Origin of the sequence: Cnuibacter physcomitrellae (assembly GCF_014640535.1) — a bacterium.
Lineage (GTDB): Bacteria > Actinomycetota > Actinomycetes > Actinomycetales > Microbacteriaceae > Cnuibacter > Cnuibacter physcomitrellae.
The window spans coordinates 2,841,204-2,864,555 of record NZ_BMHD01000001.1; the positions used below are offsets into that span (position 1 = coordinate 2,841,204).

A 23,352-nucleotide genomic window follows, 5' to 3' on the forward strand; every position below is an offset into this window, starting at 1 on the left:
ATCGCTCCAACGTTCAACGTTGAACGACTACGAAAGGGAAGAGTCGATGAAGACACAGCACCCGCGCAGCGGACGGGCTCGACGCCCGTTCCGCGCGCTCACGGCCGTGGCGGGCATCGCCATCGCCGGTCTCGCTCTCGCCGGCTGCACCGGGCAGGGGTCGGGGGGCGGAGGCGCCTCCGAGACCGACGCGTCCGGCAAGGTCACGCTCGACTTCTGGAACGGGTTCACCGGACCCGACGGGCCCGCCCTGCAGAAGGTCATCGACGACTTCAACGCCTCGCAGGACACGGTGGAGGTGACCGCGAACATCATGCCGTGGGACACCCTCTACCAGAAGGTGCTCACCTCGGTGGCCTCGAGCGATGGACCCGACATCATCGCGATGTCGGCCTCCCGCATGCCCCAGTTCGCCAGTCAGGGCCTGTTCATGGGCGTCGACGACTACTACACCGACGAGTCGCACGACTCGAAGGCGCTCAACCAGGCCGCCATCGACGCCTCGGTGTTCGACGGCGTCAACTACGGCGTACCCGTGAACTACACGCCGATGATGCTCTACTACAACAAGGACCTCTTCACGGCGGCGGGCCTCGACCCCGAGAAGCCGCCGACCACCTGGGACGAGTTCGCCGCGATGGTGCCCAAGCTCACGGTCGATCAGGACGGCGACGGCAAGCCCGACCAGTACGCCATCGCGATGGGCGACCACGAGACGGTGCCGATCTACCCGTCTCTGCTCTGGGGAACCGGCGGCGGCATCGTGTCGGACGACGGGAAGACCTCGACCCTGGCCGACCCCGAGTCCCTCAAGGCGCTCGACTTCTGGGTCTCCCTCGTCCGCGACCAGAAGGCCACGCAGATCGGCATGTCCGGGGCGGATGCGGACAAGCTGTTCCAGACCGGCAAAGCCGCCATGGAGATCGTCGGCCCGTGGATGACCAGCGGATTCGACGAGGCCGGGCTCAACTACGGGCTCGCCAAGCCCCCGGCCGGACCCACCGACCCCGCGGTGCTCGCCGACGTCGTCTCGATGGGACTGCCCGCGAACACGAGCGACGAGAAGAAGGCCGCGGCATACCAGTTCTTCGCCTACTGGAACTCGGCAGAGGGCCAGACCACCTGGGCCGACGGCTCCGGGTTCCCGCCGAACCGCTCCGACGTGGCCGACAAGGTGACCTCGAGCCCCTACCCCGCGATCTTCGGAGCCCAGGATGTCGCAGACGACGCGAAGCTGCTGCTCCCCGGCATCGCCCAGGGCGGTCCGATCCTGGAGACGGTCTTCACCCCGGCGCTGCAGCGCGCCCTGAACGGAGAGGGGTCGGTGCAGGACATCTTCACGGCGGCCTCCGCCGACGTCCAATCCCAGCTCGGCAAGTGACCACAGGGGAGGGCGGGTGCGCTCGCCCTCCCCGGAAGGCTCGATGATGACGACGACAGTCGGACCCCCGACGGAGCGCACGACCGCTCCGCGCCCTGCACCGCCGCGACGACGCAGGCCCCTGCTCAAGGCGAACGGCCGACGAGCGCTCACCGCGTGGCTGTTCCTCACGCCCTCGCTGATCGTGCTGCTCGCGTTCACGCTCTACCCGATGATCCAGGCGGGGTACCTCTCGCTCACCGACTACAACCTCATCCGGGCCGCGAGGTTCGTCGGGCTCGACAACTACGTCGAGCTCTTCCAGGATCCGGCGTTCTGGAACGCCTTCGGCAACACCGTGCTCTACGCGGTCGTGGTCACCCCGGTGACGGTGGTGCTCGCGCTGCTCTTCGCCCTGATGCTCAACCAGCGCTTCGTCGGCCGGTCGTTCGCGCGGACCGCGATCTTCCTGCCGTTCATCGTCTCGCTCGGCATCATCGCCATCGCGTGGGCGTTCCTCCTCGACCCCAACATCGGCCTGCTCTCCTACTGGCTCGGCGAGATCGGGATCGTGCCCGAGCAGGGCTGGCTCAACGACCCGCGGTACGCGATGGCGGCGGTCATGGCCGTCGGCGTGTGGAAGAACGTGGGGTTCTACATGGTGATCTACCTCGCCGGCCTGCAGTCCATCCCCGGCGAGATCTACGAGGCCTCCCGCCTCGACGGCGCGGGACCGTGGCAGCGGTTCCGCAGCGTCACGCTGCCCCTGCTGTCGAACCAGACGCTGCTCGTCTCGGTTCTCGCCCTCATCGCCACGCTGCAGGCGTTCGACCAGATCTGGGTGATGACGCACGGCGGGCCGTTCTTCCGGACCGAGACGCTCGTCATGCTCGTCTACCGCGAGGGCTTCCAGCAGCTGCGCTTCGGCTACGCCTCCGCGATCTCGTTCGTCCTCCTGGTCTTCGTCTTCATCCTCTCGATGGTGCAGTTCGGATACCTCCGCCGGAAGCAGGTGACCTACTGATGGCCGTCAGCACCGTCCTCGGACGCTCGGACCTCGGCGACCCGACGGAGCAGGGCCGCCCGGTGCGCCCCTCCCGTCGTCCCGGCGGCGGCCAGCGCGCCGTCACCTGGATCCTGGCGATCACGATGATCGTCGTCGGCCTGCTCATGCTGCTGCCGATCATCTGGATGATGTTCACGGCGTTCAAGCCGGAGAGCGACATCGTCAGCTATCCGCCCACGCTGTGGCCGCGCGAGCTCACGATCGACCACTTCATCGACGTCTGGAACCGGATCCCGTTCGCCCGGCTCTACGTGAACACCATCGTGTTCGCCGGCGGGGTCACCCTGATCTCTCTGCTGTTCGACTCGATGGCGGCCTACGCGCTCGCGCGCATCCCGTTCAAGGGTCGTGCGGTCGTGATGGTGCTCATCCTGGTGCTGCTCATGCTGCCGTTCCAGGTCACGCTGATCCCGCTCTACGACATGCTCAACGGCATGGGCCTGACGAACACCCTCCCGGGCCTGATCATCCCCCGGATGACGAACGCCTTCGGCATCTTCTTCCTCACGCAGTTCTTCCTCTCGCTGCCGAAGGACCTCGAGGAGGCGGCGCGCGTCGACGGCGCATCCGAGTGGCGGATCTACTGGGGCATCGTGATGCCGCTCGCGCGCCCCGCCCTCCTCACGCTCGGGCTCTTCCACTTCCAGTACAACTGGAACGACCTGCTCTGGCCGCTGGTGATGTCCTCGTCGGTCGAGACGTCGACGCTGCCGGCGGGCCTGTCGCTCTTCATGGGCCAGCACGTGGTCGAGTACGGGCTGCTCATGGCCGGCTCGCTGCTGTCGCTCGTGCCCGTGATCCTCTTCTTCCTCCTCATCCAGCGCAGCTTCGTCGCGGGCATCGCCACGACGGGGCTGAAGTGATCCCCCCTCCCGAAAGGACACGCATGACCGAGACCCCCTGGTACCTCGACGGCCGCCTGCACTACGGCGTCGGCATCGAGGACACGTTCATCCCGCAGGAGGCCGTCGGCCACCGGAAGCTCGACGAGTACGAGCTCACCCAGCACTACGCCCGCTGGGAGTCGGACCTCGAGCTGGTCGCCGAGAGCGGCGCCGAGTTCCTCCGCTGGGGTGTGCCGTGGTACCTCGTCGAGCCACGGCCGGGGGAGTTCGACTGGTCGTGGACGGACCAGGTGGTGTCGAAGATGCGCGCTCTCGGGCTGCGGTGCGTGGTCGACCTCATGCACTACGGCACGCCGCTGTGGCTCGAGAACGCGTTCCTCAACTCGTCGTATCCCGAACGGGTCGCGTCCTACGCCCGTGCCGTGGCCGAGCGCTACGGCGAGGTCTGGACCGACTACACCCCGCTCAACGAGCCCTTCGTGAACGCCGAGTGGACCGGGCAGAACGCCCTCTGGCCGCCGTACCTCCACGGTCAGGACGGCTTCGTCCGCATCATGATGCAGCTGGCCCGCGGCATGGTCCGCACCCAGCAGGAGATCTCCACCGTGCTGCCCGAGGCGACGTTCGTGCACGTCGACGCCGGCTTCCTCTACGAGGGCGAGACCAGTCCGCTGCCCCGATCGCTGATGGAGCTGCGCCGTACCCTCGCCCTCGACCTCATCACCGGTCGGGTCGACGCCGACCACGCGATCCTGCCGTACCTCACCGAGCACGGCGTGACCGCATCCGACCTCGAGTGGTTCCGCGCGAACGCCGTCACCCCCGACGTCATCGGCGTCAACTACTACCCGCGCTTCTCGAACGGACGTGTCGAGGACGGCGCGTTCACCCCGGTGCGCTCCGACGCGTGGGGACTGCGCCGGCTCGTCGAGATGTACTCCGAGCGGTACGGACTGCCGATGGTGATCACGGAGACCTCGCTCGTCGGCACACCCGCCGAGAAGATCGAGTGGCTCCGCGACTCGGCCGCCGAGCTGCACGCCCTGCGGGCCGAGGGGCACCCGATCGGCGGGTTCACCTGGTTCCCGTTCTTCACGCTCGTCGACTGGCTCTACCGGTTCGACCAGAAGCGGCCCGACGAGTGGTTCATGGAGTTCGGGATCGTCGACCTCGTCCGCCGTGCCGATCAGGGGCTCGAGCGGGTGCCGAACGAAGCGTTCGAGGTGTTCCAGCGACTGGCCGCGGAAGGTCGCGGCCAGTAGGCCCGGTCTCTCGCGCTCCCCGGCCTGCTACGCCGAGTACACCTTGGCCTCCCAGGGAGCGAGAGGAGCGGCGACGTCGGGTGCGCCCTCGGAGCCGGGGAGGTTCGTGAGCAGCACCTCCGCATCCTCCCAGCGCTCGAACGCCGTCGACGCGAACCGGGGGATCCGCTCGTCGGACGACAGGTTCGCCACCACGAGCATCCGGTCGTCGCCCAGCACCCGCTCGAAGGCGAAGATCGCGTCGTCGCCCGCATCCAGCCGCTCGAACGAGCCGTCGGCGATCACCGGATGCGCGTGACGCAGGGCGATGAGCGACCGGTAGTAGGCGAGCACGGAGTGGGGGTCGTCCTCCTGGGCGGCGACCGTGATGCGGTCGGCGTTCGGGTTGACGGCGATCCACGGCGTGCCGGTGGTGAAGCCCGCGTTCTCGGACCCGTCCCACTGCACGGGGGTGCGGGCGTTGTCGCGGCTCATCGACGCCAGTCCGAGGAGAGCCTCCGCGGGGCTCGAGCCCGACTCGATGTCCGCGGCGTAGAAGTTGAGCGACTCGACGTCGCGGAAGTCCTCGATCAGGGCGAAGGGGGCGTTCGTCATCCCGATCTCCTGGCCCTGGTAGACGTACGGGGTGCCCCTCTGCAGGTGCAGCATCGTCGCCAGCGCCGTGGCGGAGGTGCGCCAGTGAGCGCCGTGGTCGGTGCGGTCGTCGCCGAACCGGGTCACCGAGCGGGCCTGGTCGTGGTTCTCGAGGTAGAGGCTGTTCCAGCCGGTCTCGGCCAGCGCATCCTGCCAGCGGGTGAGGTTCGCGGCCAGCTCACCCGGCTCGAGTCGGCGGGAGCGGAACTTCGTCACCGGGCCGTGATCGAGGCCGACGTGCTCGAACTGGAACACCATGTCGACCTCGTGGCGGGCGGGATCGGTGAAGAGCACCGCCTCCGGGGGCGTCACGCCCGGGGTCTCGCCCACGGTGAGGAGCCCGTCCCGCCCAGCGAAGACCTCGCGGTGCATCTCCTGCAGGAACTCGTGCAGCCTCGGGCCGGACGTGTAGTACGGAGCGCCGTTCGCGAGCGCGCGGCCCGGCAGCGGCTCGGCGTCGGGAAGGGACGGGACCTTCGAGATGAGGTTGATGACGTCCATCCGGAAGCCGTCGACCCCACGGTCGAGCCACCACCGCATCATCGCGTACACCGCCTCGCGGACCTCCGGGTTCTCCCAGTTGAGGTCGGCCTGCTTGCGGTCGAAGAGGTGCAGGTAGTACTCGCCCGTCGCCTCGTCGAGCTGCCAGGCGGGGCCGGAGAAGAACGACTCCCAGTTGTTCGGCTCGGCGCCCGGCGTGCCCGGATCGCGACCGTCGCGTGCGGGACGCCACCAGTACCAGTCGCGCTTCGGGCTGTCGACGCTCGACCGCGACTCGACGAACCACGGATGCTCGTCGGAGGTGTGGTTGACCACGAGGTCCATGACGAGCTTCATGCCGCGCGCGTGGAGGTCGGCGAGGAGCGCGTCGAAGTCGTCGAGCGTGCCGAAGACCGGGTCGATGTCCTGGTAGTCGCTGATGTCGTACCCGTTGTCGGCCTGCGGCGAGCGGTAGATCGGCGACAGCCAGACGACGTCGACGCCGAGCCGCTCGAGGTGGTCGAGGCGCTGCCGGATGCCGGGGAGGTCGCCGATGCCGTCGCCGTTCGAGTCCTGGAAGCTGCGGGGGTAGATCTGGTACACCACCGCGCTCTTCCACCAGTCCGGGCCGGTGCTCGCGCTCGTCGTGTCTGCAGTGCTGTCGGTGGGCGCCATGGATCAAGTCAAGCACGCCCGCGAGCCTGCCCTCGTCGGCGTCGGACGGCGGAGGTGCCGGCGCGGTCAGTCGGCGCGAAGCGCCTCGGCCGGCTCGATCCGCGACGCCCGCACGGCGGGATAGGCGCCCGACACCAGGCCGAGCGTTGCACCGGCGAGCACGGCGCCGATCACGACGACGGGGTCCAGCACGGGCGCCCAGCCGCTCAGCGCCGACACGACCACGACGGCCATCACCCCGAGCGCTGCGCCGCTGATGCCCCCGATCACCCCGACGAGGCCGGACTCGACGAGGAACTGCGCGGCGATGTCGGAGCGGCGTGCTCCCAGGGCGCGGCGGAGTCCGATCTCGCTCGACCGCTGAGCGACCGAGAGGAGAGTGATGCCCATGATCCCCGCGCCACCGGCGAGGAGGGTGATCCCGCCGATGACGAGGAAGGCAGCGCCGAGGTCGTTCCGCACTCCGCCGCTGAGGCTCGTGTTCTCGGCGGGGGTCGTCGCGTCGAACGACTCGGGCGCGGACGGAGCCAGGGCGATCGGGGCCTGGCGGGCGACGAGCGACGACGCGCCCGGTGCGGTCGCGATCTCGAGGATGCGCGGGGCCGAGTACCCGAAGTCGCGCCGTGCCGCCGTGTCGGGGATGATCACCGAGCTCTCCAACGTCGTCTGCACCGCGAGCCCGTCGACGATGCCGATCACGGTGTAGGGGATGTGGCCGAGGAACACGGCGGGCGCGCTCGCGACGTCGGTGATCCCGAGCGCGTCGGCCGCGTCCGCCCCGAGGACGGCGACCCGGTCGGCGCGGTCGCGGTGCCCGGCGTCGAACATGCGGCCGGTGACGATCGTCCCGCCGGTGGCCTCCAGCAGGTCGCCGACGGCGGCCGACACGAGGGGCCCCGTCGTCGGAGCTGCCTCAGGATCATCGAGGTCGACCGCCGTCACCCGTTCCCCGGCCAGATCGACATCGCCGACCTGCACTGCGGCCTCGACCCCGGCGAGCCGGACCACGCGATCCACGCCGTCGGTGGGGAGAGCGGCGACCGCGTGGTCCTTCCCGTCGGCCCCCTCGCTCTTCGCGGCCGACACCTCGACATGGGTCGCCGCCACCGAGTCGAAGCGAGACGCGACCTGCACGGCGGCGGTCTGCCCCACCCCGGCCGCGACCACGAGCGACCCTATGCCGATCACGGTCGCTCCCAGGGTGGCGAGGAAGCGGGCCGGCTTCATGCCCACCCCGACGACGGCCTCGCGCATCAGGGCGGCGATGCTCGCCCTCCCGGCGCGAGCCAGGACGCGCCTCGGACCGCTCCTCACGCGTCCTCCTCGTGAAGGCGGCCGCCCTCGAGACGGACACGGCGGCGGGCCCGCGCGGCGACCGCGTCATCGTGGGTGATCACGAGGATCGTCTGGCCGGCGGCGTTGAGGTCGGCGAAGAGCCTCATCACTCCGTCCGCGTTCTCGCGGTCGAGGTTCCCGGTGGGCTCGTCGGCGAGCAGCAGCCGTGGTCCGGCGGCGACCGCTCGAGCCACGGCGGTCCGCTGCCGCTCGCCGCCCGACAACGTGGGTGGGAAGGCGTCCTGGCGGTGGGACATGCCCACCGTCTCGAGCGCGAGTCGGGCGTCGGCGAGACGGCGGCTTCGTGGGCGGCCCGAGTAGAGACCGGCGAGCGCGACGTTCTCGAGGACGGACAGACCGGCGACGAGGTGGAAGGCCTGGAAGACGAAGCCGATCTGCTCCGCCCGTCGAGCCACGCGAACACCGTCGGGGGCGAGCGCCATGTCGAGGCCGCTGAAGACGTGCCGTCCTGAGGTGGGGCGATCCAGCAGCCCGACGACCGACAGGAGGGTGGACTTGCCCGCTCCGGATCGACCGAGCACCGCCGTGTAGTCGCCTTCGTGGACGACCAGGTCGACTCGGGAGAGCACCTCCACGCTGTCCCTGCTCCTCGTCGACCGCTGATCGGCGGGTGGCGGGAACGATCGCGAGACGCCGTCCAGGACGACGAGAGGAGCCGGGGCGAGGGGGGAGCTCACCGCCCCACCACCACCCGGACGCCGGGCCGGAGACGGGGATCGTCGCTCCGGACCTCCACGTAGCCTCCGGCGGACAAGCCCGTCGTCACCGTCACGAGCGATTCGTCGCCCGACGTCTCGTCCACCACCGCGACCCGGCTCTCGCCGGCCGGCCCCGCGGTGAGCGCCGCTACGGGGGCGGCGAGCACCTCGCCGTCGGTGGACTCGATCGGGATGGTGACCCGCACGTTCGTCCCGCGCAGGGAATCCATCGTCGCCTGGTCGACACCGCTCGGATCGAGGATCAGACGGCGCCGCTTCTCGTCACCGTCGGGGTCATCGGCGACCTCTCGGAGGACGGCCTGCAGCTCCCGACCGTCCTCCGTGACGAAGACGGCCGGCTGGCCGACGACGAGGTGCTCGGCGTCGGCCGAGGAGATCGTGCCGTCGAGGCGGATCGCCGCGCCGGACAGCGAGACAGCGTCGGCGGTGAGCAGATCTCCGCGGTGCACCGAGACGGCGTCGACGCGGCGAGGGAGCGACGTGAGGTAGCGCACCTCGGACGCGGGGAGCGGGGTGAGGGCGTCGTCACGGGCGCGGGCGAGCTCGACCTCGGCCTGGTTCTGAGCGGCCAGGGCCGAATCGAGTGACGCCTGCTGGTCGGAGACGTTCGGAGAACGGTCGAGCTCTGCGCGTCTCGCCTTCGCCAGCTCGACCGCGTCGGCGAGGGTGTCGAGCTGTGCCTGCGGCGCGCCGGTGGCGGCCGCGGCGTCGAGCTCGCGCTGCGCCTGGCGTACGGCGTTGTCGGCGGCGAGCCGTTCGGCGGCGGATGCGCCTGACCCGGCCGCCTCGAGAGCGGACCTCGCGGCGGCGACCTGCGCGGCGGCATCGCTGACCGCGCGTTCGGCAGACTCGACCGCTCTCCGGGCATCGGGCGACGACACGGGCGAGGGGTAACCTGCTCGTCGATAGAGCTCGTCCACGGCTGCGGCCGTCGAGGCGTCGTAGAGGTCGCTCGCGGCGTCGCCGGGGTCGATCCCGAGCGAGGCCAGCGCTGCCTTGAGCTGGAGCACATCCGGACCCGAGTAGCCCGCTCGCAGAGACCGGTAGGCCGGCAGCTCGCCGGGCAGCGCGATCACCGGCCTGCCCGCCACCTCGATGACCACCTGGGCGGCGTCGACCACGGCGCCCACCTCGGGGACTCGGCCCGTCACGACGGAGGGTCCGCTCAGGGAGGAGACGTCGATGTCGAGGTCGACCGCATCCGCGTAGGTGATGTCGGCGCGGGCGGTGATGGTGCTGCTGATCACCCGGGTCTCGAGCGGCGCCGTGATGCTCCGTTCCTCCGGAGCCGAGGGCTCTGCAGCGGAGGAGGAGAGGACGGTCCGGCCGGCGACGAGCCCGGCGACGAGCGCGAGCACCGCGACCCCGGCGACGAGCGCGATGAGCCCGGGTCCGCGGGTCAGCGGGATCCGTCGGCGCGCGGCCGTTCTCGTCGTCGAGGGCGTCGGGGGCGTCGAGGGCTGGAGGTCACTTGTCGGCATAGCGGGCCACGAGTGCCTCGAGCTCGTCGCGGTGCTCCGCGACGTAGGCGGCTTCGCGCTGCTGCACCTCCTCGGCGAGAGCGGTGTCGTAGCCGGACTGCTCCGAGCAGTCGGCATCGGCGGTCGCGGTCGCCACCTCCTTCGCCTGGAGGTCGCTGAGCTTCGTTGGATCAGGCGCGATCGAGGCGGGGTCCTCGGTCGAACCGTCGGGCAGTTCCGCCCAGAGCGCGTCCATCTCGCTCTGGATCGCGGCGCGCGGCTCATCCTTCGTCTTCACGTCGTACCCGGCCGAGCCCATGCAGTCAGCCCACGTGGCGAGGGTCTCCTTCACCGCGGGTGACTCGGCTGCTTCGGTCTGGATCGTGCTCTGCGCCTGCGCGACGGCGGTGACCTCGGGGTCGTCGAAGCCCGAGTCGTCTCCGAGCACCTCGTGGAAGGCGCGTCCGCTGCATCCCGACTTGGTCCAATCCCAGGTCCCGCCGGTGTCGCTCCCGTCGACGTCGACCGGATCGCCGTAGAGAGCATCCTGATACGCGTCGAGCTGCGAATCGCTGAGCGAGTCGCGGTACTCCTGGTTCGGGTCCTCGTACTCGCCGGGATCTCCCCAGGGATTGGTCGACACCCCGTAGCCGTAGGTGCGCATGAACTCGGGGCTGGTGGGATCGAGCTGGCCGGCGTCCGCGACGATGAAGCCTCCCGAGTCGGCGGAGGGCTGGTACTCGAACCCGAGCTCGGTCATGCATCGTGCGGTGACCTCCTCGATCTCGGCATTCGTCTCCCGCTGCTCATCCTCGGAGGGCATGACCTGGATCCGATCCAGATAGTCCTGCAGCGGATGCGCGCTGACGCCCTCACCGGGCTGGGACGCGCATCCGGCCAGGAGGAATGCTGCAGCGAATGCGCCGACGGCGGCGCGGACAAAGGGTGCGCGGGCGTGCGTCATCGTGAGGAGCCTCTCCACCCCGACGGCACCGATAGGCGAACAATGCTCACATCGTAGGCGACATGTCGGACGGTGGCCCCTCCCGATGGCGTCCTCTTATGGTCCCTTCAGGTGGCGGTCAGCTGAAGGGCGCGGCAGCACCGCACCCGTCCTGCTTTCGCTGCCTGTTTGGAGTCTCGCGCGGTCAGTGGGCACGCGAAAGGTCAAAGAGGGCGCGAAAACCGGGGTCAGTCGATCGCGCCGGAGGCGGCGAGGCGGCGGAGGATCTCGGCGCCGGCGGGCGGGCAGCGGTCGACGTCGGTCGTGGTTGTCCAGTGGAGGGCGTCGACCTCGGCGGAGGCGACCGGGGTGAGGGACGCCGCGACGTCGGGCGTGACGCCGAAGACCGCCATCTCGACCAGGCGGCCCTCCGGCTCGCCGTGCGCCTGCACCGCGATCGAGAAGAGCGGATGCACGTCTCGCTCGGCGAGGACGACCCCGATCTCCTCGCGCGCCTCACGCACGGCGGCCTGCGCGGCGGTCTCGCCGGGGTCGATCTTCCCGCCCGGCATGTAGTGCACCTCGCGGCCGCGCGCGGTCACCATCAGCAGTCGCCGGTCGCGGACGAGCGCCACGACGGCGGTGCGGATCGGCGGGAGCGCGGGCTCGTCCACGCTCAGCGGGCGGAGCGGCGGAAGTCGTCGAGCGAGACCGCGTCGGCGGACGCCTCGGCATCGGACGCCTCCGCCGCAACAGCCGCGGCGGCGCCCGCCGCGCTGGCGGCGGCCCCGTCGAGCCCGAACAACGTCTCGAGCGCCGCGAACACCTCGTCGGAGCGGCCCTCGCGGGCCAGCTCGCGCGCCCGCACCGACGGGGTGTGCAGCAGCACGCCCACGAGGTGGCGCAGTGCGCGCTCCGTCTGCTCCGAGTCGCCGCGGCCCCTGGCCCGCTCGATCTCGGCGTCGAGCACGTCGAACATGTGCGATCGCAGCGCCACGATGCCGGGGGTGACCGTCGCCTCGGCCTTGCCCGCACGGTACTCGGCGGCAGCCTGGTCGACGAGGGCACGCGCATCCGACTCGGCACCCAGCTCGTCGAGCGGCGCGTGGATGCTGATCGTCTCGAGGTCGAGCACCTCGTTGCCCGGCACGGAGGCGACGCCGGTGTCGACGTTGCGCGGCAGGCCGAGGTCGATCACCAGCCGACGCGCCACCGCGCCCGGCATGGCGGATGCGGCGGTGACGTGGGCGGGGAGCAGCACGGGCTGCTCGCTGCTCGAGCATGTGATGACGACGTCGGAGGCGGCGATCGCCTCCACGAGCGCATCCGCATCCGCAGTGACCGGCACGATGCCCTGCTTGGCGGCGAAGACCTGGGCGCGGCCCGACGGCGAGTAGACGCTGATGTCGACCACACCGCGCTCGCGGAGGTTGGCGAGCGTGACCCGGGCGTACTGACCGGTGCCGACGAGCAGGACGCGCGTGCGGGCCCAGTCGGTGATGCGGCTCTCGGCGAGGTCGAAGGCCAGCCGGGCGAGCGAGCGACCCGCGGCGCCGAGGCCGGTCTTCGTCTTGACCCCGCGCGAGGTGCGCGCGGCGCGCTGGAACAGGCGCTCGAGGTCGGACGACGTCGTTCCCTCGAGGCGCGCCGTCGTGAGCGCGCGGCGGACCTGACCGGCGATCTCGTCCTCGCCCACGACCACGGACTCGAGCCCGGACGACACGGAGAAGAGGTGCTCGGCGACCAGGTCGCCGCTCAGCACGGTGAGGGAGTCGCGCAGCTCGGCGACGTCGGTGCCGGAGGCGGCGCCGAAGCGCTCGGCGGCCTCCTCGACGGCGAGCGAGCATCCGGCGGTGAGGGGCTCCTCGATGTCGAGGTAGGCCTCGAAGCGGTTGCAGGTGGCCAGCACGACCGCGCCCTGCACGAAGTCGCTGCCCTCGATGAGGGACTTGGCGACGGTGGGTGCCCCGACCGAGAGCTTCTCGAGGAGATCGAAGCTCGCGTTGCGATGGTTCGCCGTGAGACAGATGAGCACCGATGAAGTCTACGCCTGTCGCCGCTGAGGGTGCCCTCCGAGGGACCGCGAGGGCCCACGGAGGGGGTTCAGCGGGCGCACGTAGGATTCTCGGGTGACTCTGCCCGCCGATCATCCGCTCGCCACGGGACGCACGGCCTCCTCGCGTCTCGTCTCCGCCTACCGGGGGGTCCGGGGCGATGTGACGCCCGTCTGGTTCATGCGCCAGGCCGGTCGGTCGCTGCCCGAGTACCGCGAGCTCCGTGTGGGCACGCGGATGCTCGACGCCTGCCTCGACCCCGCGCTGGCCAGCGAGATCACGCTCCAGCCCGTGCGTCGGCACGGCGTCGATGCGGGCATCTTCTTCAGCGACATCGTCATCCCCCTGAAGCTCGCCGGCGTCGCGGTCGAGATCGAGCCGGGCCGCGGGCCGGTCTTCGCCGCCCCCGTCCGCACCTCGGCCGACGTCGCCGCACTCCCCGATCCCGCCGACGCCGACTTCTCCGCCATCGCGGAGGGCGTGGCGCGCACGGTCGCCCAGCTCGGAGACACCCCCCTGATCGGGTTCGCCGGGGCGCCGTTCACGATCGCGGCCTACCTCGTCGAGGGCGGCCCGTCCAAGGACCACATCCGCGCGCGCACCCTGATGCACTCCGACCCGGATGCGTGGCACGCGCTCCTGACCTGGGTCGCCGAGGTCACCGGACGGTTCCTCCGCACGCAGGTGCTCGCCGGGGCGAGCGCCGCCCAGCTGTTCGACTCCTGGGTCGGATCCCTGTCGCGGGCCGACTACTCCGCCCGCGTCGCGCCGTACTCCGCTGCGGCGCTCGAGCACGTGCGAGACCTCGACGTGCCGCTGGTGCACTTCGGGGTCGGCAGCGGCGACGTGCTCGACCTGATGCACGGCATCGGGGTGGATGCGGTGGGCGTCGACTGGCGTGTGCCCCTCGACGAGGCCGACCGGCGCGTCGGCGCGCGGGCGACGCTGCAGGGCAACGTCGATCCGGCGATGCTCGCCGCGCCGTGGCCCGTGCTCGAGCGGCACGTGCTCGACGTGCTGCGTCGTGGGGCGTCCGCCCGCGCCCACGTCCTCAACCTGGGCCACGGTGTCCCGCCGGAGACCGATCCCGACGTGCTCACCCGGGTGGTCGAGCTGGTGCACTCCGCCACCGCCGAGCAGATCGCGGGCGCGGAGCCTGTCGGCGCGGACACAGACGCGGACACAGACGCAGACGCCGACGCCGCGGCCGAGGGAGCGCGTCCGTGAGCCGCGTCATCGTCCTCGGCGGCGGCATCGGCGGACTGGTCGCCGCGCGCCGGCTCGCCCACCTCGGCAACGAGGTGACGCTCATCGAACGCGAGCCGACGCTCGGCGGGCTCGTGGCGTCGCGCGAGGTCGCCGGCATCCGCATCGACACGGGGGCGGAGAGCTTCGCCACCCGCAAGGGCACCGTCGCGCAGCTCGCGATCGAGCTCGGGCTGGGCACCGACATCGTCGAGCCCGACCCCGAGGGCGCGTGGCTGCGCTGGGACGACGACGCGGCGCGGCTGCCCAAGACGGGGCTGCTCGGCATCCCCGGGTCTCCGCTCGCCGACGACGTGCGCCGGATCGTGGGCTGGCGTGGATCGCTCCGCGCCTACTGCGATCGCCTTCTGCCCGTGCTCCGGGTGCGCAAGGAGACCGATCTCGGCGACATCGTCCGCCGGCGCATGGGCCGGCTCGTGCTCGATCGACTCGTCACCCCGGTCGTGGCGGGGGTGCACTCCGCGGATCCGTCCACCGTCGACGTGCAGGCCGTCGCGCCGGGACTGACGCAGAACATGACGACGCAGGGCTCGCTCTCCGGCGCGGTGATGGCGCTCCGCGAGATGGCTCCGGCGGGCTCGCAGGTGCAGGGCATCCGCGGTGGCATGGCCCGGCTGGTCGACGCGCTGGTCGCCGACTGCGAGAAGTACGGCGTGCGCATCCGCACGTCGCGCGAGGTGCTCGGGGTCGCCGCCGACGAGGCCGGGGGATGGGACGTGGCGATCGCGGCGGTCCCCGCCGACGTCGACACGGCCGCCGAGCACGGGGACGGCGCAGGCGCCGCCACCGCCGCGGGCCGCGTCACCGCCGACGCGCCCGCCACGGGTGAGGCGCTGCACGCCGACGCGATCGTGATCGCGACGGGCTTCCGCGCCGGACTCCGCCTGCTGGGGCAGACCGGCGTCGGATCGTCGGGCCCGGCCGTGCCCGGCCCCTCGGCGTGGCCGGAACCGTCGTCCGTGACCATCGCGACCCTGGTGATCGACGATGCCCGCCTGGACGCGCATCCGCGGGGCACGGGCGTCCTGGTCGCACCCGGAACACCCGGCATCGGGGCGAAGGCGCTCACCCACTCGAGCGCGAAGTGGGCCTGGCTCGCCGAGTCGCTCCCCGCCGGTCGCCACGTCGTGAGGCTGTCCTACGGCAGGCGCGAGGCCGACGACCTGGTGACGCCCACCGATCCGACCGTCGATCAGGCGAGTGCGCTGTCGGATGCGGGCGCCCTGCTCGGCCTCGACCTGCTGCCGTCGTCGGTGGTCGGCTTCGCGACCACCGAGTGGCCCGCGTCGCTCGCGTTCGCCACCGTCGGCCACAAGGCGCGCGTGAAGCAGACCCTCCGTGCCGTCGCCGAGGTGCCCGGCCTCGACGTGGTGGGCGCGTGGGTCTCGGGCACCGGCCTCGCCGCGACCGTCGAGCACGCGATCACCACCGCCTCCGCCCTCGCCGCCGAGCTCCGCGGAGCCCGCCGCCTCGACCGCGACGAGTAGCCCGGCGACCCCGCTCCGGCCGAACTCCCTGCTCAGGGGCAGGTGTCGAGGGTGCGGGTGATAGCGGCGCGGTCGGCGTCGTCGATGGTGAGCTGGTACTGCGCGACCACCAGGGTGAAGACGGCGACGTAGGCGCACTGCGAGTCGGCATCCGGGGGCAGCCATCCCGCGGGGCCGTCGTCGGCCTTCGCGTTGTTCGCCTTGCCGTCCACGGCGACCAGCTCGACCGGATCGTTGGCGAACGCCAGACGCGTGGCGGTGTCCCAGTCGCCCGCCCCGTTCCGCCACGCCCAGGCGAGCGGGACGACGTGATCGATCTGCACGAGTGGGGAGGTCTCCTCGCCGCGGACGAAGTCGATCGTCGAGCCCGTGTAGGGATCGTCGAGGACGCCCGACGTCACCGTGCACCAGGATCCGGACTTCATCGTCGGGTCAGCGAGATCACGGCGCAGGATGTCGTTGCGGGTGTCGCAGCCGTTGCGGTCCATGTCGGCCCACGGCTTCCCGAACGCGTCGCGCTCGTAGTCGCCGAGCGCGGTCGTCGCGGCGGGGATGGCGGCGAGGATCCCGCGGACCTCGTCCACGTCGACCCGCGGCTCCGATCCCGCACCCGTGTTCGAGTCCGCACCCGTGTCCGAGTCGGTGCCCGAGCCCGATCCCGCGGCCGAGTCTGGCTCGGTGGCGGGGTCCGAGCCCGGTTCAGGGGCGAGCAGGCCCTGGTCCTCCAGGATCCACGTCAGCCCGCGCAGCGTGGGCCCGGGCGGGGTCGGGGCAGGGCGCGACAGCCAGGCGCCGAGCGCGCCGACCGCGAGCAGCAGGATCGCCGCGCCGGCGATGACGAGCCGATACCGGGCGATTCTCATAGGGCCGACCACACCCGATCGAGTATGCCCTGCGCGAAGCGGCGTCCCCGGCCGTCACGCCGGGCACGCCCGATAGGCTGGCCCCGCCGGAGCGGGGAGAAGGATGACGCAGGAGAGCCGGGCCCCGGCCACGCTGAGCGACGTGGCCGCGCACGCCGGGGTGTCGCTGGCGACCGCGTCGCGTGTACTGAACGGCAGCACCCGGCGCGTGCGTGCTCCGCTCCACGAGAAGGTGGTCGCCTCGGCTCGCGTGCTCGGCTACGTCGTCGACGCTCAGGCGCAGGCCGTCGCGCGGGGCACGAGCAGCACCATCGCCCTCGTGGTCGGCGACATCGCCGACCCGTACTTCTCCGGGGTGGCCGCCGGCGCCATCGCGGCTGCCCGCTCGCGCGGGATGACCGTCACCATCTCGACGGTGTCCGCCGAACCCGAGGACGAGGTCGAGGTCGTCGCCGCACTCCGATCGCAGCGGCCGCGCGCCGTCATCCTCGCCCGTAGCCGTCACGTCGACCCGCGGGCGGAGACGGGTCTGGCCGCCGAGCTCGACGCCTACCGCGCCCGCGGCGGCTCGGTGAGCTTCGTCGACGGATCGTCGGCCTCGGATGCGCGCAGCGTCCGCGTGGCGAACCAGGAGGGCGCGGCGGCGCTCGCTTCCGCCCTGGTCGACCGCGGCTACCGGCGATTCGGGGTCCTGGCCGGCGACGAGCGACTGGTCACCCCGCGCGACCGGGTCGCGGGCTTCGTGGCCGGTGCTGAGCAGGCGGGGGTGCCGATCGCCCCCGACCTCGTCGTGCCGGGCGGTTTCTCCCGGGACGGCGGACGCGACTCGGCCCGGGAGCTCCTCGCACGTCACCCCGACCTCGACTGCGTCTTCGCCGTGACGGACGTCATGGCCGTGGGAGCGATGGCCGCCCTCCGCGAGCTCGGGCTCGAGCCCGGGGCCGACGTGGGCGTGGCGGGCTTCGACGACATCGCGATGCTGGCCGACGTGAGGCCCTCCCTCACGACCGTGGCGCTGCCCCTCGCGGCGATCGGCGAGCGGGCCGTCGAGCTCGCGCTCGCGGCCGACGACGAGCTCGACGCGACCCGGGATCCCGTGCTGGGCGACCTCCGACTCCGCGAGAGCACGCCCGCTCGCTGACCCGTCCGGGCGTGGCGTCGAGTGCTGGATCCGCAGGATCCGCTTGCCCTCGCGCCGTCGTCTGACTAGTTTGGAAAGCGCTTACCAGAACTGCGATCAGGCCGCGCGGCCGAGAGGGGACGCCGATGTCCACACGAACCATCCGCATCGCGATGAACGGCGTCACGGGGCGCATGGGCTACCGCCAGCACCTCGTGAGGTCGATCCTCGCGATCCGCGACGAGGGCGGGATCGTCCTTCCGGACGGCGACCGCATCCAGGTCGAGCCGGTGCTGCTCGGCCGGAACGCGGAGAAGCTGGCCGAACTGGCGGCGGAGCACGGGGTGGCGGAGTGGTCGACCGACCTGGATGCGGTGCTCGCCGACCCGTCGATCGACGTCTACTTCGACGCGCAGGTCACCAGCGCCCGGAAGGAGGCGATCCTCGACGCGATCGCGGCCGGCAAGCACGTGTACACCGAGAAGCCCATCGCGAACAGCGTCGCCGACGGCCTCGAGCTGGTCGCGGCCGCGGAGGCGGCGGGGGTCGTCAACGGCGTCGTGCACGACAAGCTCTACCTGCCGGGCCTGCAGAAGCTCAAGCGGCTCATCGACGGCGGCTTCTTCGGCCGCATCCTCTCCGTGCGCGGGGAGTTCGGCTACTGGGTCTTCGAGGGCGACTACCTGCCGGCGCAGCGTCCGAGCTGGAACTACCGCGCCGAGGACGGTGGTGGCATGACGCTCGACATGTACTGCCACTGGAACTACGTGCTCGAGAACCTGTTCGGCCGGGTGCAGGCGGTGTGGAGCAAGTCGGTCACCCACATCCCCCAGCGCTGGGACGAGCAGGGCCGGCCCTACCAGGCCACCGCCGACGACGCGGCCTACGGCATCTTCGAGCTCGAGAGCGACGTGATCGCGCAGATCAACTCGAGCTGGGCGGTGCGCGTCGACCGGGGCGAGCTCGTCGAGTTCCAGGTCGACGGCACGCTCGGCTCCGCCACCGCGGGGCTCTTCGGATGCAGGGTGCAGTCGAGGGTGAGCACGCCGAAGCCGGTGTGGAACCCCGACCTGCCCACCGACCAGGACTTCCGGTCGCAGTGGGACCAGATCCCCGACAACCAGGAGTTCGGCAACGGCTTCCGGGCGCAGTGGGAGCAGTTCCTGGCCGATGTGGTGGCCGGGCGTCCCCACGTGTACGACCTCGCCGCGGGCGTCCGCGGGCTCCAGCTCGTCGACGCCGCGCTCGAGTCGTCGACCGAGGGGCGCCGGGTCGAGCTCGAGCCGATCACCGCCCGGGTCCCGGCATGACCGCGACGGCACCGGCTCCGGGTACCGCGGTGAGGATCCCGACCGCGGACGGGACCACGACGATCCACCTGAACGACCCGCGGGAGTGGGCGGAGCATCCGCAGCCGTACTCGTCGCGGGTGGCCTTCGCCGCCGCGCACGTCGTCGCCGACCCGCGCGGCGACAACGTGCCCGGCGCTCCCGCCGCGATCGACTGGGAGGCGACGCTGGCGTTCCGCAGGCACCTCTTCCGGTACGGCCTCGGCGTCGCCGAGGCGATGGACACCGCGCAGCGCAACATGGGGCTCGACTGGCCGGCCGTGCAGGAGCTCGTCTCCCGCTCGGCGGTGCAGGCGGCGGAGCTCGGCGCGCGCATCGCGTCGGGCGCCGGCACGGACCACGCCCCGGAGGCGACGACGACGGAGGCGGTGATCGCCGCGTACCTCGAGCAGGTCGAGTTCGTCGAGGGCACCGGATCGCAGGTGATCGTGATGGCGTCGCGTCAGCTCGCCCGTGCCGCGACGTCCGCCGAGGACTACCTGGCGGTGTATGACCGCATCCTCTCCGAGGTCTCTCGCCCGGTGGTGCTGCACTGGCTGGGCGAGGCCTTCGATCCGCAGCTCGCGGGCTACTGGGGTTCGACCGACGTCGACACCGCCACGGCCACCTTCCTCGACCTGATCCGCTCGCACGCCGGGAAGGTGGACGGGGTGAAGGTCTCGCTGCTGTCGGAGTCGCACGAGATCGGTCTCCGGCGCGCCCTCCCCGCGGGCGTGCGGCTCTACACGGGCGACGACTTCAACTACCCGACCCTCATCCGCGGCGACGACCAGGGCCATTCGGATGCGCTGCTCGGCGCGTTCGCCGCCATCGCGCCCGCCGCCTCCGCCGCGTTGGCCGCGCTCGACGAGGGCGACGTCGCGCGCTATGACGCCGAGATGGCGCCCACGCTCGAGCTCTCGCGCACGGTCTTCGAGGCCCCGACCTTCCACTACAAGACCGGGATCGCCTTCCTGGCGTGGCTCGCCGGTCACCAGGACGGCTTCACGATGGTCGGCGGCCTGCAGTCGGCGCGCAGCCTCACCCATCTAGGACGGGTGTTCGCCCTGGCGAACGAGGCGCGGCTGCTGCCCGACCCGGAGCTCGCGGCGCACCGGTTCGCCCGGCTCTGCGAGGTCCAGGGGGTGACCGCGTGAGCGCATCCCCGCCCCTCACACGCGAGGTCGACGTCCCGAGCGGGGCGCCCGCGCGCATCCGCACCCCGTCGGTCGGCGACCCCCGCCTCGCGCGGCTGTCGCTCAACCAGCGCACCACCGCCGAGTGGTCGCTGCGCGAGGCGCTCGACGGCGCGGTGGCGGCCGGGCTGCCCGCGATCGGCCTCTGGCGCGAGCCGGTGCAGGAAGTCGGACTCGGGACGGCGGTCGAGCTGGTGCGGGACTCGGGGCTCCGTGTGTCCTCCCTGTGCCGCGGCGGGTTCTTCACCGCGGAGGACGAGGATCAGCGTCGTCGAGCCCACGACGAGAACCTGCGCGCGCTCGACGAGGCGGCGGCGCTCGGAGCGCCGACCCTCGTGCTCGTGCCGGGAGGACTCCCCGCGGGATCGCGGGACCTGGTGGGCGCGCGCACCCGCGCCGCCGAGGCCGTCGCCCGGCTCGCCCCCGAGGCTCGCGCGCGCGGCGTGGTGCTCGGCATCGAGCCGATGAACCCCCTCTACGCCGCCGACCGGGGCGTGGTGTCCACCCTCGCCCAGGCGCTGCGGATCGCCCGCGACTTCTCGGCCGACGAGGTGGGGGTCGTGGTCGACACGTTCCACCTGTGGTGGGAGCCCGAGGTGCTTCAGACGATCCGCTCCGCCGGCGACCGGATCGTGAGCTACCAGGTCTGCGACTGGATCACCCCGCTGCCGGCCGACACGCTCCTCGCGCGCGGCATGATGGGCGACGGCCACGTCGACTTCGCGGCCTTCACCGCCGCGGTGGCCGACGCCGGCTATCGGGGCGACGTCGAGGTCGAGATCTTCCACGCCGAGGTGTGGGCCGCACCGGGAGCGGACACGGTCGCCACGCTCGCCCGCCGCTACGTCGAGCTCGTGGAGCCCTGGCTCGGGACGTAATGTTACGGACGACCGGTGGCACGCCGAGCAGGGGCGGCTACAGTCGACGTGATCGCAGCATGACGCGAAGCCTCGCGCCGGGTGACGACATCCCGGCACGCGCTGCGACATCCTGAACCGCACCTCCGCGGGCCGCCCGGCCCGCCCGTTCACGATCGGTCTCCCATGCGTCCTCCTGCCTCTCCTGCATCAGCGGCCTCCTGTACGTCGGCGACGCGCCGGCATGACAGCGCCGCGCTCGTCGCCTCTCTCCCCGCCGCTGCCTCCACGGTGGTGACCGCGCCGTGACGAACCCGACCTTCTCCCTCGACTTCACCCGCTTCGACGAGGACTACCGCCCTCTCGACGGCTCGCGCATCACGACGAACTTCGCCAACCTCGCCCGGGGCGAGAAGCGTCGCGAGAACCTGCGCACCACGTTCACGATGATCGACGAGCGCGTGAACGAGCTCGCCCCGGGAAGCGGCGAGGACCGCGATCGCTACACGCTCGAGCTCGACATCGTCTCCGCGAGCCTCGACGTCGACGGCTCCGGCCGCCACGACCCCGTCCCGCTCATCGAGGTGCTCCTGACGACGATCGTCGACCGCCGTAGCGGTGAGCGCGTCGAGGGGATCGTCGGCAACAACTTCTCCTCCTACGTGCGGGACTACGACTTCAGCGTGGTGCTGCCCGCCCACGCGGAGGCCTCGCCGGACTCGGGCCCCCCGGACGACTTCGGAGTCCTCCACGGGAACCTGTTCATGGCGTTCCTGGAGTCGGATGCGTACACGCGGCGTTTCGCCAAGCCTCCCGTCATCTGCCTCAGCGTCTCGAGCAGCAGGACCTACGACCGGACCGAGACCACGCATCCGGTGCTCGGAGTCGAGTACCGCCAGAGCGGGTACTCGCTCACCGACGAGTACTTCGCGAGGATGGGTCTCCAGGTCCGCTTCTTCCTGCCGCCGGGAGGGAAGGCCCCGCTCGCCTTCTACCACCTCGGCGATCTCACGGGCGACTACAGCGACCTCGAGCTCGCCGCCACGATCGGCACCATGGAGACCTTCCAGCGCATCTACCGGCCGGAGATCTACAACGCCGACCACCCGGCGGGGCAGTCGTACCGGCCGAGCCTGACGAACCCCGACTTCTCGAGGACGCCCATCGTCTACGACCGCGAGGAGCGCAGCCGGCTCGCGGTCGAGCAGGGCAGGTTCGCCCAGGAGCACTTCATCACCCCGCACGCGAAGACCCTCGAGGACTGGTCGGCCGACTTCACGGCCCGCCGGTACAGCCTCCAGGAAGGACGGTCATGAGCACACTCCTCCCCACCTCCACCGCGGGAAGCCTGCCCAAGCCCTCCTGGCTCGCGGAGCCCGAGAAGCTCTGGTCGCCCTGGAAGCTCGACGGCGACGAGCTGGCGGAGGGTCGGCGCGACGCGCTGCGCCTGTCGCTGGCGGACCAGCAGAGGGCCGGCATCGACATCGTCAGCGACGGCGAGCAGACCCGGCAGCACTTCGTGACCACCTTCATCGAGCACCTCGGCGGGGTGGACTTCACCAGGCGAGAGACGGTGAGGATCCGCGACCGCTACGACGCGTCCGTCCCCACCGTGGTGGGAGCGGTGACCCGCGAGAAGCCCGTCTTCGTCGAGGACGCGCGGTTCCTCCGCGCGCAGACCGACCGGCCGATCAAGTGGGCCCTGCCCGGGCCGCTGACGATGGTCGACACGCTCTACGACGCGCACTACCGCAGCCGCGAGAAGCTGGCGTGGGAGTTCGCCGGCATCCTCAACCAGGAGGCGCGCGAGCTGCAGGACGCCGGGGTCGACATCATCCAGTTCGACGAGCCGGCGTTCAACGTGTTCTTCGACGAGGTGAACGACTGGGGCGTGGCCGCGCTCGAGCGGGCGATCGAGGGGCTGACCTGCGAGACCGCGGTGCACGTCTGCTACGGCTACGGGATCAAGGCCAACACCGACTGGAAGGAGACCCTCGGCGACGAGTGGCGCCAGTACGAGGAGATCTTCCCCAAGATCCAGGCCTCCGACATCGACATCGTCTCGCTGGAGAGCCAGCACTCGCACGTGCCGATCGACCTGATCGAGCTCATCCGCGGCAAGAAGGTGATGGTCGGCGCGATCGACGTCGCCACCTCCATGGTCGAGACCCCCGAGGAGGTCGCCGAGACCCTCCGCCGGGCGCTCCCGTTCGTCGACGCCGACCTGCTCCTCCCGTCGACCAACTGCGGGATGGCGCCGCTGCCGCGGTCCGTCGCGACCGCGAAGCTCGCCGCGCTCGCCGAGGGTGCGGCCCTCGTCCGGGCCGAGCTCGCGGCCTAGGGAGCGCACCCCCATCCCGAAAGGATGCCGGGTGCCATGCG

At 71.5% G+C, this 23,352-nt stretch carries 20 protein-coding genes; 12 read left to right on the forward strand and 8 right to left on the reverse strand.

Features of this window, described 5'->3' with window-relative positions; all coding sequences use genetic code 11:
• Positions 1-46 precede the first annotated feature (46 nt).
• Genes IEX69_RS13360 through IEX69_RS13375 form a run of 4 tightly spaced genes read left to right on the forward strand, consistent with a single transcriptional unit; the run spans position 47 to position 4,533 of the window.
• A complete protein-coding gene (locus tag IEX69_RS13360) occupies positions 47-1,381 on the forward strand; it encodes an ABC transporter substrate-binding protein (protein WP_085017817.1) in 1,335 nt (444 codons plus the stop codon).
• A 46-nt stretch (positions 1,382-1,427) separates the two neighbouring features.
• Positions 1,428-2,384 (forward strand): carbohydrate ABC transporter permease, encoded by a 957-nt coding sequence (locus tag IEX69_RS13365; RefSeq protein WP_085021256.1) that lies wholly within the window; start codon positions 1,428-1,430, stop codon positions 2,382-2,384.
• Complete coding sequence (locus tag IEX69_RS13370; protein WP_085017818.1) at positions 2,384-3,289, forward strand: carbohydrate ABC transporter permease; 906 nt, start codon at positions 2,384-2,386, stop codon at positions 3,287-3,289. The genes IEX69_RS13365 and IEX69_RS13370 overlap by 1 nt, the downstream gene beginning before the upstream one ends.
• A gap of 23 nt (positions 3,290-3,312) precedes the next feature.
• The gene (locus IEX69_RS13375) at positions 3,313-4,533 is read left to right on the forward strand and encodes a family 1 glycosylhydrolase (RefSeq protein WP_085017819.1); all 1,221 of its coding nucleotides are present in this window, start codon (positions 3,313-3,315) and stop codon (positions 4,531-4,533) included.
• A 27-nt stretch (positions 4,534-4,560) separates the two neighbouring features.
• On the opposite strand, the gene IEX69_RS13380 is transcribed toward IEX69_RS13375, so the two are convergent.
• The 7 genes from IEX69_RS13380 to IEX69_RS13410 form a co-directional block, all read right to left on the reverse strand.
• Complete coding sequence (locus IEX69_RS13380) at positions 4,561-6,321, reverse strand: alpha-glucosidase (protein ID WP_085017820.1); 1,761 nt, start codon at positions 6,319-6,321, stop codon at positions 4,561-4,563.
• Positions 6,322-6,387: 66 nt separating this feature from the next.
• Complete coding sequence (locus IEX69_RS13385; protein WP_229756359.1) at positions 6,388-7,635, reverse strand: ABC transporter permease; 1,248 nt, start codon at positions 7,633-7,635, stop codon at positions 6,388-6,390.
• A complete protein-coding gene (locus IEX69_RS13390) occupies positions 7,632-8,354 on the reverse strand; it encodes an ABC transporter ATP-binding protein (protein WP_085017821.1) in 723 nt (240 codons plus the stop codon). The genes IEX69_RS13385 and IEX69_RS13390 overlap by 4 nt, the downstream gene beginning before the upstream one ends.
• Entirely contained in the window at positions 8,351-9,877 is a 1,527-nt protein-coding gene (locus IEX69_RS13395) for an HlyD family secretion protein (RefSeq protein ID WP_085017822.1), read from the reverse strand. Before IEX69_RS13395 ends, IEX69_RS13390 begins: the two co-directional genes overlap by 4 nt.
• Positions 9,864-10,820: a hypothetical protein gene (locus tag IEX69_RS13400; RefSeq protein ID WP_157127052.1), complete on the reverse strand. Its 957-nt coding sequence runs from the start codon at positions 10,818-10,820 to the stop codon at positions 9,864-9,866. The genes IEX69_RS13395 and IEX69_RS13400 overlap by 14 nt, the downstream gene beginning before the upstream one ends.
• A 227-nt stretch (positions 10,821-11,047) precedes the next feature.
• Positions 11,048-11,473: an NUDIX hydrolase gene (locus tag IEX69_RS13405; RefSeq protein WP_229756360.1), complete on the reverse strand. Its 426-nt coding sequence runs from the start codon at positions 11,471-11,473 to the stop codon at positions 11,048-11,050.
• A gap of 2 nt (positions 11,474-11,475) precedes the next feature.
• Positions 11,476-12,834: a glutamyl-tRNA reductase gene (locus IEX69_RS13410; protein WP_085017824.1), complete on the reverse strand. Its 1,359-nt coding sequence runs from the start codon at positions 12,832-12,834 to the stop codon at positions 11,476-11,478.
• 94 nt (positions 12,835-12,928) lie between these two features.
• Here IEX69_RS13410 and hemE point away from each other — a divergent pair, with 94 nt between their 5' ends.
• Together hemE and IEX69_RS13420 are read left to right on the forward strand one after the other, a co-directional pair.
• A complete protein-coding gene (gene hemE, locus IEX69_RS13415) occupies positions 12,929-14,080 on the forward strand; it encodes a uroporphyrinogen decarboxylase (RefSeq protein ID WP_085017825.1) in 1,152 nt (383 codons plus the stop codon).
• On the forward strand, positions 14,077-15,606 hold the full coding sequence (locus IEX69_RS13420; protein WP_085017826.1) for a protoporphyrinogen/coproporphyrinogen oxidase: 1,530 nt from the start codon (positions 14,077-14,079) through the stop codon (positions 15,604-15,606). Before hemE ends, IEX69_RS13420 begins: the two co-directional genes overlap by 4 nt.
• Positions 15,607-15,638: 32 nt before the next feature.
• On the opposite strand, the gene IEX69_RS13425 is transcribed toward IEX69_RS13420, so the two are convergent.
• On the reverse strand, positions 15,639-16,469 hold the full coding sequence (locus tag IEX69_RS13425; protein WP_085017827.1) for an HNH endonuclease family protein: 831 nt from the start codon (positions 16,467-16,469) through the stop codon (positions 15,639-15,641).
• A 103-nt stretch (positions 16,470-16,572) separates the two neighbouring features.
• Here IEX69_RS13425 and IEX69_RS13430 point away from each other — a divergent pair, with 103 nt between their 5' ends.
• The 6 genes from IEX69_RS13430 (at position 16,573) to IEX69_RS13455 (ending at position 23,311) form a co-directional block, all read left to right on the forward strand.
• Positions 16,573-17,610: a LacI family DNA-binding transcriptional regulator gene (locus IEX69_RS13430; protein ID WP_085017828.1), complete on the forward strand. Its 1,038-nt coding sequence runs from the start codon at positions 16,573-16,575 to the stop codon at positions 17,608-17,610.
• A 125-nt stretch (positions 17,611-17,735) separates the two neighbouring features.
• Positions 17,736-18,899: a Gfo/Idh/MocA family protein gene (locus tag IEX69_RS13435; protein ID WP_174604364.1), complete on the forward strand. Its 1,164-nt coding sequence runs from the start codon at positions 17,736-17,738 to the stop codon at positions 18,897-18,899.
• The gene (locus IEX69_RS13440; protein ID WP_085017829.1) at positions 18,896-20,074 is read left to right on the forward strand and encodes a dihydrodipicolinate synthase family protein; all 1,179 of its coding nucleotides are present in this window, start codon (positions 18,896-18,898) and stop codon (positions 20,072-20,074) included. The genes IEX69_RS13435 and IEX69_RS13440 overlap by 4 nt, the downstream gene beginning before the upstream one ends.
• Positions 20,075-20,130: 56 nt before the next feature.
• On the forward strand, positions 20,131-20,991 hold the full coding sequence (locus tag IEX69_RS13445) for a sugar phosphate isomerase/epimerase family protein (RefSeq protein WP_217348688.1): 861 nt from the start codon (positions 20,131-20,133) through the stop codon (positions 20,989-20,991).
• 284 nt (positions 20,992-21,275) lie between these two features.
• Positions 21,276-22,286, forward strand: coding sequence for a putative oxygenase MesX (locus IEX69_RS13450; protein ID WP_085017831.1), 1,011 nt, complete (start codon positions 21,276-21,278; stop codon positions 22,284-22,286).
• On the forward strand, positions 22,283-23,311 hold the full coding sequence (locus IEX69_RS13455; RefSeq protein WP_085017832.1) for a methionine synthase: 1,029 nt from the start codon (positions 22,283-22,285) through the stop codon (positions 23,309-23,311). Before IEX69_RS13450 ends, IEX69_RS13455 begins: the two co-directional genes overlap by 4 nt.
• Positions 23,312-23,352: the final 41 nt, after the last annotated feature.

What these genes read in the sequence shown, in the direction of transcription:
- IEX69_RS13360 (WP_085017817.1), top strand. Translation starts at nt 47, where the DNA reads ATGAAGACACAGCACCCGCGCAGCGGACGGGCTCGACGCCCGTTCCGC.
- IEX69_RS13365 (WP_085021256.1), top strand. Translation starts at nt 1,428, where the DNA reads ATGACGACGACAGTCGGACCCCCGACGGAGCGCACGACCGCTCCGCGC.
- IEX69_RS13370 (WP_085017818.1), top strand. Translation starts at nt 2,384, where the DNA reads ATGGCCGTCAGCACCGTCCTCGGACGCTCGGACCTCGGCGACCCGACG.
- IEX69_RS13375 (WP_085017819.1), top strand. Translation starts at nt 3,313, where the DNA reads ATGACCGAGACCCCCTGGTACCTCGACGGCCGCCTGCACTACGGCGTC.
- IEX69_RS13380 (WP_085017820.1), bottom strand. Translation starts at nt 6,321, where the DNA reads ATGGCGCCCACCGACAGCACTGCAGACACGACGAGCGCGAGCACCGGC.
- IEX69_RS13395 (WP_085017822.1), bottom strand. Translation starts at nt 9,877, where the DNA reads ATGCCGACAAGTGACCTCCAGCCCTCGACGCCCCCGACGCCCTCGACG.
- IEX69_RS13400 (WP_157127052.1), bottom strand. Translation starts at nt 10,820, where the DNA reads ATGACGCACGCCCGCGCACCCTTTGTCCGCGCCGCCGTCGGCGCATTC.
- IEX69_RS13425 (WP_085017827.1), bottom strand. Translation starts at nt 16,469, where the DNA reads ATGAGAATCGCCCGGTATCGGCTCGTCATCGCCGGCGCGGCGATCCTG.
- IEX69_RS13430 (WP_085017828.1), top strand. Translation starts at nt 16,573, where the DNA reads ATGACGCAGGAGAGCCGGGCCCCGGCCACGCTGAGCGACGTGGCCGCG.
- IEX69_RS13435 (WP_174604364.1), top strand. Translation starts at nt 17,736, where the DNA reads ATGTCCACACGAACCATCCGCATCGCGATGAACGGCGTCACGGGGCGC.
- IEX69_RS13440 (WP_085017829.1), top strand. Translation starts at nt 18,896, where the DNA reads ATGACCGCGACGGCACCGGCTCCGGGTACCGCGGTGAGGATCCCGACC.
- IEX69_RS13455 (WP_085017832.1), top strand. Translation starts at nt 22,283, where the DNA reads ATGAGCACACTCCTCCCCACCTCCACCGCGGGAAGCCTGCCCAAGCCC.